Annotated in this window: 7 protein-coding genes; 6 read left to right on the top strand and 1 reads right to left on the bottom strand. The window is 59.9% G+C overall.

The features are described 5' to 3' along the window. Positions 1-277: 277 nt before the first annotated feature. The 3 genes from ACSQ8R_RS16245 to ACSQ8R_RS16235 all read left to right on the top strand — a co-directional run bounded on the left by ACSQ8R_RS16245 (position 278) and on the right by ACSQ8R_RS16235 (position 9635). Positions 278-6829, top strand: a complete 6552-nt coding sequence (locus ACSQ8R_RS16245) for a type I polyketide synthase (RefSeq protein ID WP_436254332.1) — start codon at positions 278-280, stop codon at positions 6827-6829. Between the two features lie 124 nt (positions 6830-6953). After that, positions 6954-8420 carry an oligosaccharide flippase family protein gene (locus tag ACSQ8R_RS16240; RefSeq protein WP_436254331.1) on the top strand — a complete coding sequence of 489 codons (1467 nt, stop codon included), beginning with the start codon at positions 6954-6956 and terminating at the stop codon, positions 8418-8420. 429 nt (positions 8421-8849) lie between these two features. Beyond that, positions 8850-9635 (top strand): LuxR C-terminal-related transcriptional regulator, encoded by a 786-nt coding sequence (locus ACSQ8R_RS16235; RefSeq protein WP_436254330.1) that lies wholly within the window; start codon positions 8850-8852, stop codon positions 9633-9635. A gap of 394 nt (positions 9636-10029) precedes the next feature. Here ACSQ8R_RS16235 and ACSQ8R_RS16230 read toward each other — a convergent pair whose 3' ends face one another. Beyond that, a complete protein-coding gene (locus ACSQ8R_RS16230) occupies positions 10030-11142 on the bottom strand; it encodes a hypothetical protein (RefSeq protein WP_436254329.1) in 1113 nt (370 codons plus the stop codon). Positions 11143-11597: 455 nt separating this feature from the next. On the opposite strand from ACSQ8R_RS16230, the gene ACSQ8R_RS16225 reads away from it, so the two are divergent. From ACSQ8R_RS16225 to ACSQ8R_RS16215, 3 genes are all read left to right on the top strand, one after another. Continuing rightward, positions 11598-12932 (top strand): glycosyltransferase family 4 protein, encoded by a 1335-nt coding sequence (locus tag ACSQ8R_RS16225; RefSeq protein WP_436254328.1) that lies wholly within the window; start codon positions 11598-11600, stop codon positions 12930-12932. Beyond that, a complete protein-coding gene (locus tag ACSQ8R_RS16220) occupies positions 12932-14032 on the top strand; it encodes a hypothetical protein (RefSeq protein WP_436254327.1) in 1101 nt (366 codons plus the stop codon). Before ACSQ8R_RS16225 ends, ACSQ8R_RS16220 begins: the two co-directional genes overlap by 1 nt. Positions 14033-14609: 577 nt before the next feature. Continuing rightward, positions 14610-15926: a DUF5801 repeats-in-toxin domain-containing protein gene (locus ACSQ8R_RS16215; protein WP_436254326.1), complete on the top strand. Its 1317-nt coding sequence runs from the start codon at positions 14610-14612 to the stop codon at positions 15924-15926. The last annotated feature ends 33 nt before the right edge of the window (positions 15927-15959 follow it).

The raw sequence follows: 15959 nt of genomic DNA, 5'->3' as shown, positions 1-15959 counted from the left end.
AGGCATTCCGATAGAAACGGGGTGCGGTCTAAAACTCAACATGCGCCGGACCACCCATGCGGATGATCGCGCCTAAGCCTGAATTGCGGGCCGTACCCGGCTTTCCCCCATACGGATGATGATGGCTTCCAAAGGAGTAATTGCGATTGCGTCTTGGCTGGCAGCACATTGAGGCTGCGGGTTTGCGCTCGTGGATTTCAGTGGGAAGCGGAACGAGGCTCATGGCATCATTGGGGTGATGTCGTCAGGTTGGCCTCCGTGGGTTAGGGCGGTGTCGATGCTTGAGGGGTCAAACCAGGTCTGTGCCAGCGATATTGCAATCGTCGGCATGGCTTTGAGAGTGCCGGGTGCGCGCAATGTTTCGGAATTCTGGCAGAACCTGCGGGACGGCGTGGAGTCGGTCCGGACGTTTTCGCCGGAGGACCTGATCGCTGAAGGCGAAGACCCCGAGCGGATCCATCATCCCAACTATGTTCCCCGCGGCGCCGACCTTCCCGACATGGAAATGTTCGATGCGGAATTCTTCGGCCTGAATCCGAAGGAGGCGGCGATCATGGATCCCCAGCACCGCCATTTCCTGGAATGCGCCTGGGAAGCCATGGAGGATGCCGGCCGGACGCCCAACAACCAGCCCGGCCCGGTCGGTATTTTCGCCGGCTGCGGCATGGGCAGCTATTTCTATTTCAACGTCTGCAGCAATCGCAACCTGATCGACCAGGTGGGAATGTTCCTGTTGCGCCACACGGGCAACGACAAGGACTTTTTGGCGACGCGAGCCTCGTTCACGTTCGACCTGCGCGGCCCGAGCGTGAATGTGCAGACCGCCTGCTCCACCTCACTTGTGGCGGTGCACTATGCGTGCCAGAGCCTGATCTCCGGCGAATGCGACATGGCGCTTGCCGGCGGGGTGACGATCGAGTTTCCGCATCGCCGCGGATATACGTTCCAGGAAGGCGAGATCCTTTCGCCGGACGGGCACTGCCGGCCATTCGATCATCGTGCCGCGGGGACCATTTTCGGCAGCGGCGTCGGGGTGGTCGTGCTTCGCCGGCTTTCGGACGCCCTGCGCGACGGCGATGTAATTCATGCCGTGATCAAGGGCACGGCCGTCAACAACGACGGCAGCAGCAAGGCCGGCTATCTGGCGCCGAGCGTCAGTGGGCAGGCGGAGGCGGTTCTGGAAGCTCAAGGGCTCGCAGGGGTCGAGGCCGACACTATTCAATATGTCGAGTGCCACGGCACGGGTACGTTCCTCGGCGATCCGATCGAGATCGAGGCGCTGACGGCGGCCTTCCGGCAGAGCACCGACCGGACAGGTTTCTGCCATGTCGGATCCGTCAAATCGAATATCGGCCATCTCGATACGGCAGCGGGTGTCGTCGGTCTCATCAAGGCGACGCTGGCCGTCAACGAGGGAGAGATCCCGCCGACGCTCGGCTTCGAGCGCCCCAATCCCTCGATCGATTTCGAAAAGAGCCCGTTCCGGGTCAACAACAAGCTGGTGAAATGGCCGCATGCGCCGGGTCCCCGCCGGGCGGCCGTCAACTCGCTCGGGGTCGGTGGCACCAATGTGCATGCCATCATCGAGCAGGCGCCGACCCGCTATGTGCCGGAAACGGCCGAGGGCGATGCCCAACTCGGCGCCGATTCCGATCCGATGCTGCTGTTTCTCTCAGCCCGCCAGCGCAAGACGATCGACCAGGCAGCCGGGCGGCTCGGTTCGGCGATCTCCGGACAGCCCGGCCTTTCGCTCGATGACGTCGGCTACACGCTGCAGCACGGTCGCAAACATTTCGACCACCGCATGGTGGTCGCCGTCCGTGGCCGTGAGGACGCCATCGCGGTGCTTGCGAATCCCGGCAGCCGCGGTTTCGTCCATCAGCCGGTGCCGAACAATTCCGGCGCCATATTCCTGTTTCCGGGCGGCGGCGCTCAATATGTCGGCATGGCCAAGCGGCTCTACGGGGAGGATCCGACATTCCGGCGGATCGTCGAGGAGGGGCTTTCCCATCTGCCGATCGACGCAGCAAATGAAATCCGCACGGTCTGGCTCGGCGAGAATTCCGCAACGGCTGCGAAAACCTTCCTTCGCCCCTCGCTCCAACTTCCGGCCATTCTGATCACCGAGGTCGGGTTGTCCCGCCTGTGGATGGATTGGGGCGTGAAGCCGAAGGCGCTGATCGGTCACTCCATGGGCGAGAACGCCGCGGCATGTGTTGCCGGCGTGATGTCCTTCAGGGACGCCGTCAACCTGGTGCATCTGCGGGGTAAGCTTTTCGAGACTGTTCGACCCAGCGGCATGATGAGCGTGCCGCTCGATCACGACCGGCTTTGCGAGCTCCTGCCGGCATCGCTCGATATCGCCTCGGTCAATGCGCCATCGCTCTGCGTCGTATCGGGCCTCAATGAGGATCTCGACCTCTTCCGGGAGTCTCTGGCGAGGCAGGGCATCGACGCGACGCGCGTGCCGATCGACATCGCCGCGCATTCGCGGCTGGTAACGCCCATTCTCAAGGCCTTCGAGGCCTTCCTGCGCGACATTACCCTTCGCGCGCCGGCCATTCCGATCCTGTCGAACCGTACGGGCCTGCCGCTGAGTGCCGAAGAGGCGACCGATCCGATGTACTGGGTCGGCCACCTTCGCTCGACCGTTTATTTCGCGAACGGCATGGCAGCGCTGTCGGCGGAGCCGGGGCGCATCTATATCGAGGTGGGTCCGGGTCGGGTGCTGTCGTCGCTGGCAAAGGCACAAGGGTCGATCCCCGCAAACCAGGTGATCAACAGCCTGCCACATCCGGACGAGGCCGGCGACGACCGGCTATATTTCCTCTCCGCGGTCGGGCGGGCCTGGGCCACCGGCCTCGACGTGGATATCGACCGCCTGTGGCAGGGCCGTTCACCGCGCCGGGTCAGGCTGCCGGCCTACCCGTTCCAGCACAAGCGCTTCTTCATAGACCGCGCCGGAGCGAACGAAAAAGGAAAAAGCGCCGAACCCGTCCTTTCGAAGGAGCCCGATATTGCACGCTGGGGCTATCGGCCCTCCTGGAAGCAGACGCTTGCCGATTATGAACTGGGCGCGGAGAAGGAGCCGCAATCCTGGCTTTTCTTCCTCGACGAAACCGGGGTCGGCCGGAAGCTGGTCGAAACGCTTAGGACGGCAGGCCACCGGGTCGTCACGGTGTCCCTCGGCGACGCCTTCATTCGCCGCAGCGCCGAGGACTATATGCTCTGCCCGGAACTGGGCCGCGCCGGATATGATGCCCTGATTGCCGGACTTGCCGGTGATGGCGGCCTGCCGTCGCGTATCGTCCATATGTGGCTTCTGACCCAGGCGGAAACCTTCCGGCCCGGCTCGAACTTCTTCCATCGAAACCAGGAATGCGGTTTCGACAGCATGCTGCACCTCGCCCAGGCCCTGGGTGATGCGGCGAGCGTTCCGGAAATACACTTCACTGTCATCACCAACGGCATGCAGCAGGTTTCGGGCGAACCGCTGCCCTATCCCGAAAAGGCGACCGTCCTGGGTCCGAGCCTGGTCCTGCCGAAGGAGATGGCCGGCGCAACGGTCAGGGTGATCGATATCGACCTGCCGCCGAAGGCCGACCGGCAGGGCAAACGTTCCGCCTTCGCGGGTTTGACGGGGCGGGCAGAGAAGAAGGAGGCCGCCGACCCGGCGGCGTTGATCGAGCAGCTCTGGGAAGATCTGCATGCCAAGCCAGGATCCGAAATCGTTGCGTTTCGCAAAGGGCGGCGCTGGTCGCAGGTTCATCAGCGGCTGCCGTTGAAAGAAGTATCATCCGAACGGGCGACACTGCGCGAGGGCGGCGTCTACTTCTTCTCCGGCGGATTGAGCGACGTTGCTTTGGCGCTTGCCGACGAACTTGCCGTCCAGTTCCGCGGGCGGATCGTGCTTGTCGGGCGCCTGGTTCTGCCGCCACGGGAAAACTGGGAGTTCTACGACCGTACCCATGATCATGACGGCATTCGGCGGGCGATCTCGGCGATCCGCCGGTTGGAAGAGAAGGGTGCGGAAGTCCTCTATCTCGTTGGCGATGTCAGCAATCCGGAACAGATGAACCGGGCGGTCGAGATGTCGCTTTCCCGGTTCGGGGAAATCAACGGTGTCTTCCATGCCGCCGGCACGGTCGACGACGGCTTGATGCAGACCAAGACGCGCGACAGCCTCGACAGGGTCCTGACCCCGAAAGTGCTCGGCACCACCGTGCTGGATGCGGCATTCGAAAACGTGGCACTCGATTTCTTCCTGATGTTTTCCTCCACCAGCACCGATGTGGTGCGGGCAGGGCAGGTCGATTATGTCGCGGCGAACGCCTATCTCAACGCCTTCGCGCAGAGCCGTACCCATCGCGCCGGCCGCGCTACCGTGGCGCTGCATTGGGGCGTCTGGAATGAAGTCGGTCTTGCGGCCCGGGCGCTTGGCGCTTCCGAAGGTGGCGGGTGGATCAAGCCGGTTGCCGGGCCGGCTGCCGGTCCCTTCTTCCAGCACTGGAAAGAGGATGAGACAGGCTTGCCCTGGCTCGAGGCGCTGGTCAGTCCTGAGACGGAATGGATGCTCAACGAGCATCGGCTGCTCTCAGGTCAGGCGGTCATGCCGGGTACCGGCTATCTGGAGTTGATTGCGCAAGCATCTCGGGAATACGGACTTCCGTTCGAAGCGGAAGTGGCGGACCTCGTATTCCTGAGACCGCTTGTGCTGAACGACGGAGAGACGAAAGCCGTTCGCATCCGCTTGGAGCCGGCGGCGGAGCATTTTCGCGTCTTGGTTCTGGCAGGCCCGGCGGATGGCGAGGATGCGCTGTTCGTCAAGCACGCCGAAGCCGTCCTCAAGCCGCATCCGCAACAGAGGCGCGCGACAGCCGACATCGCCTCCGTCGAGTCTCAATGCTATGAGACACGGGTTTCCGGAAACGGCAGCACGCTTCGCGCAGTCCAGGAGAAGCATATCCGCTTTGGTCCCCGCTGGGCCGTCCTGCGCTCCATGGCGATGGGACGCGGCAAGGCTGTTGCGGAATTGAAACTGGACCCGCTGTTTGCCGATGATCTTGCGAAAGGCGTTCTTCTGCATCCGGGCCTGCTCGATATCGCGACCGGCTTTGCAATGCAGCTTGCCGCGGACTACGACGCCGAGACCTCGCTTTGGGCGCCGGCAACCTATGGCCGGGTGGCCCTTCACATGCCGCTGCCGGCCGAGATCGTCAGTATCGTGGAGCTCGCCGACAGCAGCGATTTCGGCGAGGGTTATGCGGCCTTCGACGTGACGATCACCGATCCTCACGGCAATATCGTCTTCGAAGCCGAAAAATTCGTCATGCGCAGGCTGGAGAACGATCTTGCGCTCGGGCTCGCATCCCAAGCGGATGCGCCGGCCGCCGCCAAAGCGAAGCCGGCCGCGCTTTCTCCGGCGATGTTGAAGCTCGGCACCCAGGTGCGCAACGGTATCCTGCCGGCCGAGGGGTTCTCGGCGCTGCAACGCGCGCTCGGCACATCCGAACCTCAGCCGATCATCAGTTCGATCGATCTCGAAACCCTGCGCGAGTGGATTGCCGCCGCTGCCGAAACCGCGACGCCGTCGGGCGACAATTTCGAGCGGCCGGACCTCGAAAGCGAGTTCGTCGAGCCGCGTAATCCGATCGAGGAAACGCTGGCCGGCTATTGGCGGGAACTGCTCGGCATCGCCAAGGTCGGCATCCACGACAGTTTCTTCGACATGGGCGGACATTCCCTGATCGCGGTCCGTCTCTTCCGGATGATCAAGAAGCAATACGGGCTCGACCTGCCGATATCGACGCTGTTCGAGGCGCCGACGATTGCCCAGTGCGCCGAGCGGATCGCCGCGGAAGTGCCGGATGCAGGCGAGGCCGCGGGACCCGAGCTCACGGCGCGTCCGCCGACGACGGCAAAGCCGGTCCATCTGGTCCTGATGAACCCCGGCAAGAATGCAAAGGCAACCCCGCTATTCATCTGCGCCGGTATGTTCGGCAATGTCCTCAACCTTCGCCATCTGGCGATGACCATGGGTGCGGACAGGCCGGTCTACGGATTGCAGGCCCGCGGACTTTACGGCGACCACGAGCCGCACGCGACATTCGAAGAGATGGCGGCCGACTACATCGCCGAAATCCGGACGGTTCAGCCCAACGGCCCCTATCTTCTCGCCGGCTATTCGGGTGGCGGCATAACCGCCTTTGAAATGGCCCAGCAGCTTCAAGATGCGGGAGAAGAGGTTTCCCAGGTGATCATGCTGGACACGCCCATGCCGCGGCAGCCCGGGTTGGGCCTGCGCGACCGTCTCAGCATGAAGCTGCAGGATATACGCCGGCACAAGATGGGATTTGTTGGCACGTATCTGAGGGATCGTCGTGCCTACCATGAGCAACAGCGGGCCAAGCTTGAGTTGGAGCATCAAGGTGAATCGCCGGAGTATTTCAACAATGTCCGGATAGAGATGGCGTTCAGGAGAGCGCTGCTCAGGTATGATGTCAGATCGTATTCCGGGAACGTCACGTTGTTTCGTCCCAAGCCCGATATATTTTATAGTCTTGGTGGCGGCCGTTACCTGAAGCAGAACCGCGATGTATTGCTGCCGGACAACGGGTGGTCCGGGCAGGTGCCGCAATTGCGAGTGTCGGAAGTGCCCGGAGACCACGACAGCATGGTGCTCGATCCGTATGTTCGTGTGCTCTCCGAGCACATGCGTGCTGTTCTTGCAGCCTCGGTCGTCTCGGCTGCACTACCCCCGAAAGCCGATGTGGAGGCTAAAGTTCAAAGCGGTGCGCCGACCCGGGAACAGGTCGCCGAGATTGCTTAGTCGATGAACTATGGCCGGATCCCGGAAATACCGATTTCGAAAAATGCCATGACGTGCTCGGGTGCGCCGTTTGTGTGCATTCGCAAGTGAACCGGAAGTCTTCCCAAAGAACGTGGAGTATTCTGTGACTGAAGCGATCGTTCCCTCGGACTGGAAGCAGGTTTCTTCCCCTCAGGCCAGGGACCGGTTGCTTCCGGACTCTTTACCTGTGACGGCTCAGCAGCCCCCGAAACGGCGTCTTCGCACTACCATCATCCAGGCCGCGGGTTGGTCGATGATGGGTTATCTCCTTTCGCAGTTAATACGCATCGCAAGTAATCTGGTACTGACGAGGCTGCTGATACCGGAAATGTTCGGAATTATGGCGGTCGCCACTATGATTCAGGTGTCGGTCGCCATGTTGTCTGATCTCGGGCTCAGGCCCGCAGCCATACAGAGCCAATTTGGCGACGACCAATCCTATCTTGATACCGCTTGGACGCTGCAGATCATCCACGGCTGCCTGATCTGGTTTACTTGCGTCCTGATAGCGATCGGCATCGGGCGTGCCGCCGAGTATGGGCTGTTCCCGGCCGGATCGGTCTACACGGTCACTTCGTTGCCAGCCATCGTGATGGGAATGTCTTTCTGTACCGTGATTATGGGGCTGCAATCCACCAAGCTGATTTCCGCGTTCCGGCACCTTGATCTTGGGCGCGTGACTTTTATCGAGATAGTGGCTCAGATCGTGAATCTGGCGGTGGCGATATCGCTTGCCTGGTACACCGGCTCGATCTGGTCATTCGTCGCATCGACGCTTCTAGCCGCATTGACGACCACCATTCTCAGTCACGTATGGCTGCCGGGTCAGCATAACAGCCTCTACTGGGAAGCTGCGGCGATAAGGGACCTTATTCGATTTGGCCGCTGGATCATGCTGTCGTCGATCCTGACGATGATAGCGGCCAACGGAGACCGCATCTTTCTCGCCGGGTGGGCCAGCCCCCTCATGCTTGGCTTCTATAGCCTGGCCTTCAATCTCATTTCGATGCTGGAAGGTGCCGGTGGCAGGCTGTTTTCAAACGTGGCAATGCCAGCCCTGGGCAGGATCGCAAGGGAGCGCCCGGAGCAGCTCAGCTCGATGTTCTGGAAAATGCGGCTTCCGCTGGATCTCGTCTTCATCGGAAGTGCGGGTGCAATCTATTCGAGCGGTGCGGCAATCATCGATGCGCTCTATGATGATCGCTATCGAGATGCCGCCCCAATCATCCAGATATTGTCGTTCAGCCTTCTCATCATGCGCTTCGGTCCCCTGTCTGCGATTTATCTCGCCGTCAACGAGCCGCGCAATCAAACGGTCATGAATTTCATTCGTGCGGTTTCAAGCTTCATATGCCTGCCGCTCGGTTATTACCTGTTCGGGTTCGAGGGCGCGGTATGGGCGGCCGCCCTTTACGGACTGCCGGTCTTTCCTGCAATTCTTTACTTCAATCACCGCCACGGCCTCAACAATTTCCTCTATGAAGCAGGTGTGTTGTTGGCGTGGCCTCTGGGCTATCTGGCTGGAAGTATTGTAACGGGCATCCTCCACAATGCCGGCCCGCTATTTTAGCCGGGAGCGGCCCGAAACCTCCAGTTCCACTGGCTTGATATACCGGCCTGTGGAGCTACCGCGCGCCGAATCTGCCCGGATTTCGATGGCTTCCAGTCCGTGGCGGCGGCTGCCCCGAAACGCAACTTGTTGCGTCGGAACGGGGCAGGTATCCGAAAGATCTCGGGGAGGGCTAGGGTCGAGCTTTATGGGAGCATTTTGACGTGCACGTTAACTATAAGCGGATATCCAATTCCTTATCGGAACTTAGCTCGCCGCTTTGATAAATATTTTTATCTATCTGCTTACTTGCGGATAGACTAAATTACGTATCTGCTGTATATTGACCTTAATAAAAGGTTGAAAGGTGTAAAGACAGTCTGTTGGCGTACTTATAGTTGCGGTTCCTGAAGAGGACAATCTATCCTAGACTTCAGGTAAGGGGGTAAGATGAGTTCCACACCAAGCGGCTACAGCCGTTCTCCTGCTGTGGCAGAATCCTTTCGCATTATGAATGATATCCCGAAGCTCGCCGAAAGAGATGATCGAGGCAGCGAGGGAGCGAACCACGATGGATGCCTTGTGATCATCGACGCGAGAGCGCTTGATCGCGAATGCCTTGCCAAAGCCCTCATCGGGCGTGGCCTCGAGATGGATGTCTGCGCCGTCGGCTCCATCGAAGAATGGAAGCTGGAAAAAGATCTCTATCCGCCGGTGCAGGCCGTCCTATTCAATATAGGCAGCCGAAAGGCCGATGATGCCGCACTTGCGAGCGACATTTCGAAAATGACGACCGAGTTCAAGTCGCCGCCGATCATCGTACTCTCCGACTCCGACGATCTCGCACAGGTCGTGAAGATGTTGGAATATGGGGCTCGAGGTTTCATTCCCTCCTGCGTCGGCATCGGCGTCTGCGTGGAAGCGATCGGCCTGGCCGTTGCCGGCGGGATTTTCGTTCCGGCAAGCAGCGTTCTCTCCATGCGGCACCTGGTCAGCGCTGCGACGTCGGCGGCGGAACACCGGCCGCTTTCGGGAATGTTCACCCTGCGCCAGGAAGCGGTGGTCGAAGCCCTTCGCAAGGGCAAGGCCAACAAGATCATCGCCTACGAGCTCAATCTGCGGGAAAGCACCGTCAAGGTCCATATCCGCAACATCATGAAGAAGCTGAAAGCGACGAACCGTACCGAGGTCGCCTACAAACTCAACGATCTCTTCCCATACGGAGCGGCTAACTAGCCGTTCCACGCTTACCTGGCGGACCGACCCGAGATATCACGGCTGCGAAGTCGAGCCTTCGCAGCTGCGTGAAGGATACCATAAAACCACATCATGGCCGACAGGGGCATTGCAGCGGCACTGCGTCCTGGCCTGAAAAGCTCTCGACAAGGACAGTCTGTCGAGGCGGGTGGTCGTGCATATGCCATTGCATCTAGCGAAAGACATGAGAGCGGCGCAGCGCGCCAGTTCGAACATTGATAGTTCATCTGTTCGTCTCCTATCTGACAGCTGGGTGATACCGGAAAGAGGTCCGGTGAACCGCGCCTGTGAGATCGACTTCCTGTGTCGTGGCAAATCAGATGCGCTCATCAAGCTCCGACGGACATCCCCATCGTGGGGATGGGCGACGGCGCTAGGGGCTTGGCTTCGGCAGAGCCTTCCAGTTCGGGTCCGGCCAGATGAAGGGGTTGCCCCCGGGGTTCGGATGGATTTCGGCGAAATAACTCTGGCAGCGACCCGCCTCGTTCGGTTCGCCGACCTGCGCCCAGAAGCTTCGGCAGACTTTTTCGACGATGACTCGCCGGCATTCCGCCATGTTCGGCGGCTGCGAGCTTTCCCGCTTCAGAAAATCGCGGGTTACCGTCCATGCAATCTTCTGCAGCTCGCTGGCAAGATCCCGTGGCACGGTTGGCGGTGCTGCGGCGCCCTCGGGTGATTGGCGATAGATCGAGGCATAATGGACCGCGGCTACAAAATAGACGCCCATGTCGGTCAGATGGACATCGTCGCGGAATATCCGATTGAGCTTTTCCCTGGTGGTTCCGGTCAGGCCGACGACCTCTCCATCAAGCGTCTTTTTCACCAATTCCACGAGAGCCGTTCCGGCAGGCACGACGAAGAGATTGGCCGGGCGCTTTTCCGCCTGCAACGTCAGCTTCACTTTCTCCGTTACGCATTGCCATACGACCGATGAATTTGTCTCGTGTTCCAACCAGGGAGACGGATTGTCCTTGTCGATGCCAAGCCAGGTGTGGACATAAAGGGTTCGGCCCTTCGGGTTGCCGTCAAGCAGGCGGTCGTGAAAATGGCGCAGATAGCCAATCGCGTTTTCCCAGACGATCATGTTCAGTAAATGGTGGTTTTCCGCCGCGACAACGGTGTCGTAAGGGCGGCCAGTGGCGATGCGTCGCGGCCGGAGCAATTCCTCGACGACATCCATCCGATCACCATTGCGGTTCTTCCCGTATCTATATCCGGCCCAGCTCAAATCCTGGTCGTTGTCACCCCGCGTCCTGTACCTCAGCGGGGATCCAATGACGATCTGCTGTTCCCAGGCAATACTTTTACCGCGGCTTTTGGCGATCATCTCGACCCAGTTGGGCAGGGGATTATCGATCAGGCTATGTCCGGTGAAAAAGATCTGAGCCGACTTTAGCGGGGCTTCGCCTGGGCTGATCTCCTGTGAAGACGCCGTGTCCGACATCAGCCACGCCAGGGACAGGATGATGGTACGCATCGCCGTCATGTGAATTCCATCTTTATTGAGCAAGGGGACAGTTTCTACACATAGATAAATGCGACCCGGAAGAATAAACGCCGGAGATCCTGTCCAGCATCATGTACAAAAGGCGTAACCTTCGCGTCTCCGAGATGTGGCTGTCAAACAAAGGCCAATGGAAAACCCGGACCGTCGGCGTGCCCGAGGTCATTGCCTTGCAAAAGCTTCTCGGGTTCGAGCGTATCAGCACGATCGCTGCATGTTCTGGCATCGTCCCCTTTATGCCGAGATGGCCGCCGGACAGGGCGGGAATGCCGCCGATTGTCGCTCGCGATTGAGCTTCGGGCGCCCATGAGCCATGGCTTGCGCCACTGAAGGCGTCTCTCACCTTCTTTAGGTGTAGCCGCAGGATGCATTAGTGGGCGTTGCTCAAATATCAGGGGTGCCAGAAAATGGCGGCGATGTCTTCGCAAGGTTAGCACATGAGCTCGATCGATAAGGTACTGATTGTCGCTGAACACGCCTCCCTGAAGTTCGGTGGCGAAGCTTCCCTTCCGTGGCATTATTTCACCCGATTGCGCGCCCGGGGCATAGAGACCTGGCTTGTCGCTCATGAACGTACCCGGGATGAACTGACTTCTCACGCACCCGACGCCGTCAGCCACATGCATTTCATCAGCGACACCTGGCTGAATATCCTGATGTGGAAGCTGGGGCAGCGCTTGCCTGACTCACTCGCCAACATCAGCGTCGGCTATATCAGCCGCGTTGCCACGCAGATGACCGCGCGGCGCATAACTCGCGAGCTGGTGCACAAGCTGGGTATTCAAGTGGTGCACCAACCAATTCCCGTCTCCCCGCGTGAGCCGTCCCTCATCGTCAACGTGGGTGCGCCGGTGGTTATCGGACCCATGAACGGCAACATGTCCTATCCGCCTGGCGTTCACCCGAAGGGCAGGACAAGTGGTTGGGGTGATTTTCTGTTTAAGGTCGGGCGGCGTTTGTCAGACGGCATGCATCTTTTAATGCGCGGCAAGCGAGAAGCGGCGCTGCTATTGGCGGCCAACGAGAGAACCCGCGCAGTGCTACCCACGAATATCGGCGGCACGGCGGCGATGCTTGTGGAGAACGGCATCGACGCCGAGCTCTGGACGCCGCGCAGCTACGCCGAGGACCCGTCGGGGAAGCCGGTTCGTTTCGTCTATCTGGGGAGACTGGTGGACTGGAAGGCGGCGGATCTTCTCCTGATGGCGTTAGGACGGGTCAAAAGCCGGGAACCCGTGGAACTGGATATTGTCGGTGACGGACCGATGCGCGGTAAGCTCGAAGCGCTGGTTGAGGCCATGGGATTGGCCGACCGGGTACGCTTTCTCGGTTTTTTGCCTCAACGGGACTGTGCAAGGGTTCTGCAGCAGTCGGATGTTTTCGTCATGCCAAGTATTCACGAATGCGGCGGTGCCGTCGTTCTTGAAGCCATGGCCGTAGGTTTACCCGTCATCGCGACAAAGTGGGGCGGGCCTGAAGACTATCTGGACGATGAATGCGGCGTCCTCGTTCCGCCGACGTCCCGAGACGACATTGTCGCAGGATTCGCCGAGGCGATGCAGCGTCTTTCCGACGACGTGAACCTACGGCGTGGCCTTGGGAAAGCCGGCCGCGCGAAGGTGCTTAGGCACTTTGATTGGGACGACAAGATCACGCACATAATCCAGCTTTACGCCGTGGCGATCAAAAACCGGATGACGACCGCCGAAGACGACGATGTCAATCCGGACGAACGGGCAGGACAGGTCGTCTTGAACGTTGGAGGTAAGTGATGACAGTCCCGCCAGCCGAGCCGACGCGTGCGATTTGTGTCTACGAGGACAGGCCCTATCATTTCACGGGGGTCAAGCTCAGCTTGCTCAGTCTGATGAACCGCTTTCCCGGGGCGGTATTGTATGTCGGTCACCGCTCCCTGCCCGAGAACTTCAGGGCTTGGATGGCAGATTTCCCCTTCATCCGGGAACTGGTCTTCGATGGCAACGAGATCGGCGGTTTCGATGTGAAGCCGGCGGCGCTGCTTCGCCTTCTCGATCTCGGGCATTCGGAGGTTTTTTGGTTCGATTCCGACATACTCTGGATGGGCGCCGGAACGGCCGGGCTGGACAACCTGCCTCGTGACATTCTTGTCGCTACGGAAGAGACCTACTGGGCGCAGCAGCAAGGAAGCACAAAGCGTACCCTGCATTGGGGCATGAAACCGGGACGTGCCCTGACCGCAACGGTGAACACCGGCATCCTGAGGGTGACAGAAGATCATCGGCAACTTCTTGAAGCCTGGGCCGAGCTTCTGCACCACCCAAGCTATCGGCAGGCGCAAGCCAAGCAGGCTGCGGAACGGCCCATGCACATGCTTGGCGATCAGGAGGTGTTTACCGCTCTCCTTGGCTCCGAAAGATTTGCCGGCATCCCCCTCAAATTGCTACGCCGAGGGTTGGATATCGCCCAGTGCTTCGGTCCTGCCGGCTGGACCCCGTTTGAACGCCTGCAATGCCTGCTGCGCGGGCATCCACACTTCATTCATGCAATGGGTGTCAAGCCTTGGACGCGAGTGAAAGCCAAGTATACGTTTTGGAGTGCTTTGAGGGAGCGAAACCTACGCGCCTATTACGACGCGGTGTCCATGGAACTTTCCCCCTACCGTGTGGCTGCCAAGAAATATAGCTCGCAACTGCGCGAGGACATTTCATGGCTCCAGCCCCAGACGCTTCCCGCCTGCATCTCCGTCTTTGTGTTCCGCGACCACTTCCTGGCTCAGGGCATGCCGCTGGCGATGTTCGATTCCCTTACCCGGCGATTGCGTCGTTGGCTTGGGATCGCCCGGTATCGAGAATATGACGAATACATCCTGCAAACTTCGCCGCTACGCCCGTAGAGCGCTTGCATCTCACCAGCCGGGTCCCGCCGGAGGGCAGGCGTTCCGCGGCAACAGGGCCGGATTTTATTAAAATTTTAAAGAGTATAGATTGGATGGTCATTCCTCTATTCTTGAGGAATTGCCTGATCAGCAAGATGTTGGCTGTCCAGTCTTTTGTCCTGCAGGATTTCCAAAGCAAACGCAATGCGCCGCTTCATTGAACTTCAGCGATGTATATTTCGCTCGGTCTCTTCAATGGTCATCCCTATTGCGCAGCCGTCGTAACCGGCAGCCGAGTCTGGGACCCGAATCAGCACCCTTTCACAGGCGAATCGATCACCCGAGGCGCGAGATCTTCGATCAGGCCCATCGGCTGATCATAACAACCACCCCTATTATCTCCTGGGAAACCATGTTTTCCGGCCGATAGGGCAAGATGTGTGGCTTTAATGCGTCTTCTGCCGCCGCAGTTAACCTTCTGTGAATAATTCCCTCCCCCGCACATAACCGGCTATATCCCGAAGGTTAAGGAAGTCTTGCTTTATATTTGGGGGCGGAGTTGATTGCGGCACAGTTTTTATTGGGGGTTAGAGTCATGTCCGTTGAAGATCCGCGCCTGTCGAACATCTCGGAAGAAAATCTGACTGAGAATTTCTCGTCGGAAATCCAGGAAGAGATCGCAGCCTCTTCTACGCCTTCTCCGATCGAGCATGAGATCCAGGTGGCGCAGGCCGGTGATAGCCGCACGCCGACAACGAACCGCATACCGACCGATCCGAATGCGCCGGCCGCTGCTCCCGCGGCCCCGGCTGCGGAAGTGGCCCCGGACGCCAACAACATCGTTCACCTGGCGACGAGCGTGTCGATCGACGATATTCGGGTCGATGGCGCCAACCTCATCCTGGTGCAGGCGGACGGAACCGAGATCGTCATCGTCAACGGCGCGGCCAAGATCCCGACGATGCTGATCGGCGAGGTGGAGGTCCCCCAGCAGGTGCTCTTCGCGGCCCTGGAAGACAGCGGCATCAACGTCGCAGCCGGCCCGGACGGATCCTTCAGCGCCAGCGGGCGCCCGGACAGCTCCGGCGCTGACTTCGAAGATTCGATCCAGCAGAGCCAGAACGACCCCATTCAGCTCGCCTCGCTGCTCGGCGACACGGAATTTGGCGATGGCGGAGGGCTTGATGACCGGACGGCGGCGGACGATCAGCCGGACGCCTTCGACATGGGGTCGCCGTTCATCTTCTCCGAATCGGTTCTGGCCGATGACGTCGTCGGCAACGAGACGATCACGGGCACGCTCGCTTTCGACGGTGGTGACGATTTCGGCATTGTCTCCTCGGTGAATTACCAGAGCACTTCCGACATGGCGGAAGGGACCGGCAGCGGTGTTGCTGCGCCGCTCACGTCCGGCGGTCAGCCGGTCACGGTGTCGACCTCGGCTGACGGCCTGACGGTCACCGGCACGATCACCGTTGGCGAGACCACGGTCACCGTTTTCACGCTGACGGTCACCAACCCGATCACCGGCGCCTTTACCTACACGCAGTCGCAGCCTCTCGACCATCCGGATCTCGGCGAGATCGGTGCCGATGACGCCCTGCGACTGAACTTTACGTTCACGGTCACAGACAAGGATGGCGATTCCGATACCGGTTCGTTCTCGATCGAGATTGGTGATGACGGCCCGGTTGCCGTTGCTGGCAATGCTTCCACGGTCGAGGACGAATCCGTCAACGGCGGAAACAATGAAAGCGAGGAGGAGCCGAATAATATCAGCGCTTCCGTCGAGCATGTTTCCCTCAACATTCACTGGGGGCGGACTCCGCAAACGCTGGCGGTACGAACGACCGCTCGGTTGCTTTCACGAATGACAATGTCGCGGTTGCCGGCGAATACGGCGAATCGCTGACCTCGCTCGGTCTTGCCGTTCATACCGTCGTTC

It is taken from the genome of Neorhizobium sp. LjRoot104 (assembly GCF_964253725.1).
In the GTDB taxonomy this organism is placed as follows: Bacteria; Pseudomonadota; Alphaproteobacteria; order Rhizobiales; family Rhizobiaceae; genus Neorhizobium.
Note: the sequence above shows the minus strand (reverse complement) of the source record. Positions and strands in the feature narration are given on the sequence as shown.

Coding starts and splice junctions, on each gene's coding strand:
- ACSQ8R_RS16230 (WP_436254329.1), bottom strand. CDS start 11,142: ATGACGGCGATGCGTACCATCATCCTGTCCCTGGCGTGGCTGATGTCG.
- ACSQ8R_RS16215 (WP_436254326.1), top strand. CDS start 14,610: ATGTCCGTTGAAGATCCGCGCCTGTCGAACATCTCGGAAGAAAATCTG.
- ACSQ8R_RS16220 (WP_436254327.1), top strand. CDS start 12,932: ATGACAGTCCCGCCAGCCGAGCCGACGCGTGCGATTTGTGTCTACGAG.
- ACSQ8R_RS16225 (WP_436254328.1), top strand. CDS start 11,598: ATGAGCTCGATCGATAAGGTACTGATTGTCGCTGAACACGCCTCCCTG.
- ACSQ8R_RS16235 (WP_436254330.1), top strand. CDS start 8,850: ATGAGTTCCACACCAAGCGGCTACAGCCGTTCTCCTGCTGTGGCAGAA.
- ACSQ8R_RS16245 (WP_436254332.1), top strand. CDS start 278: ATGCTTGAGGGGTCAAACCAGGTCTGTGCCAGCGATATTGCAATCGTC.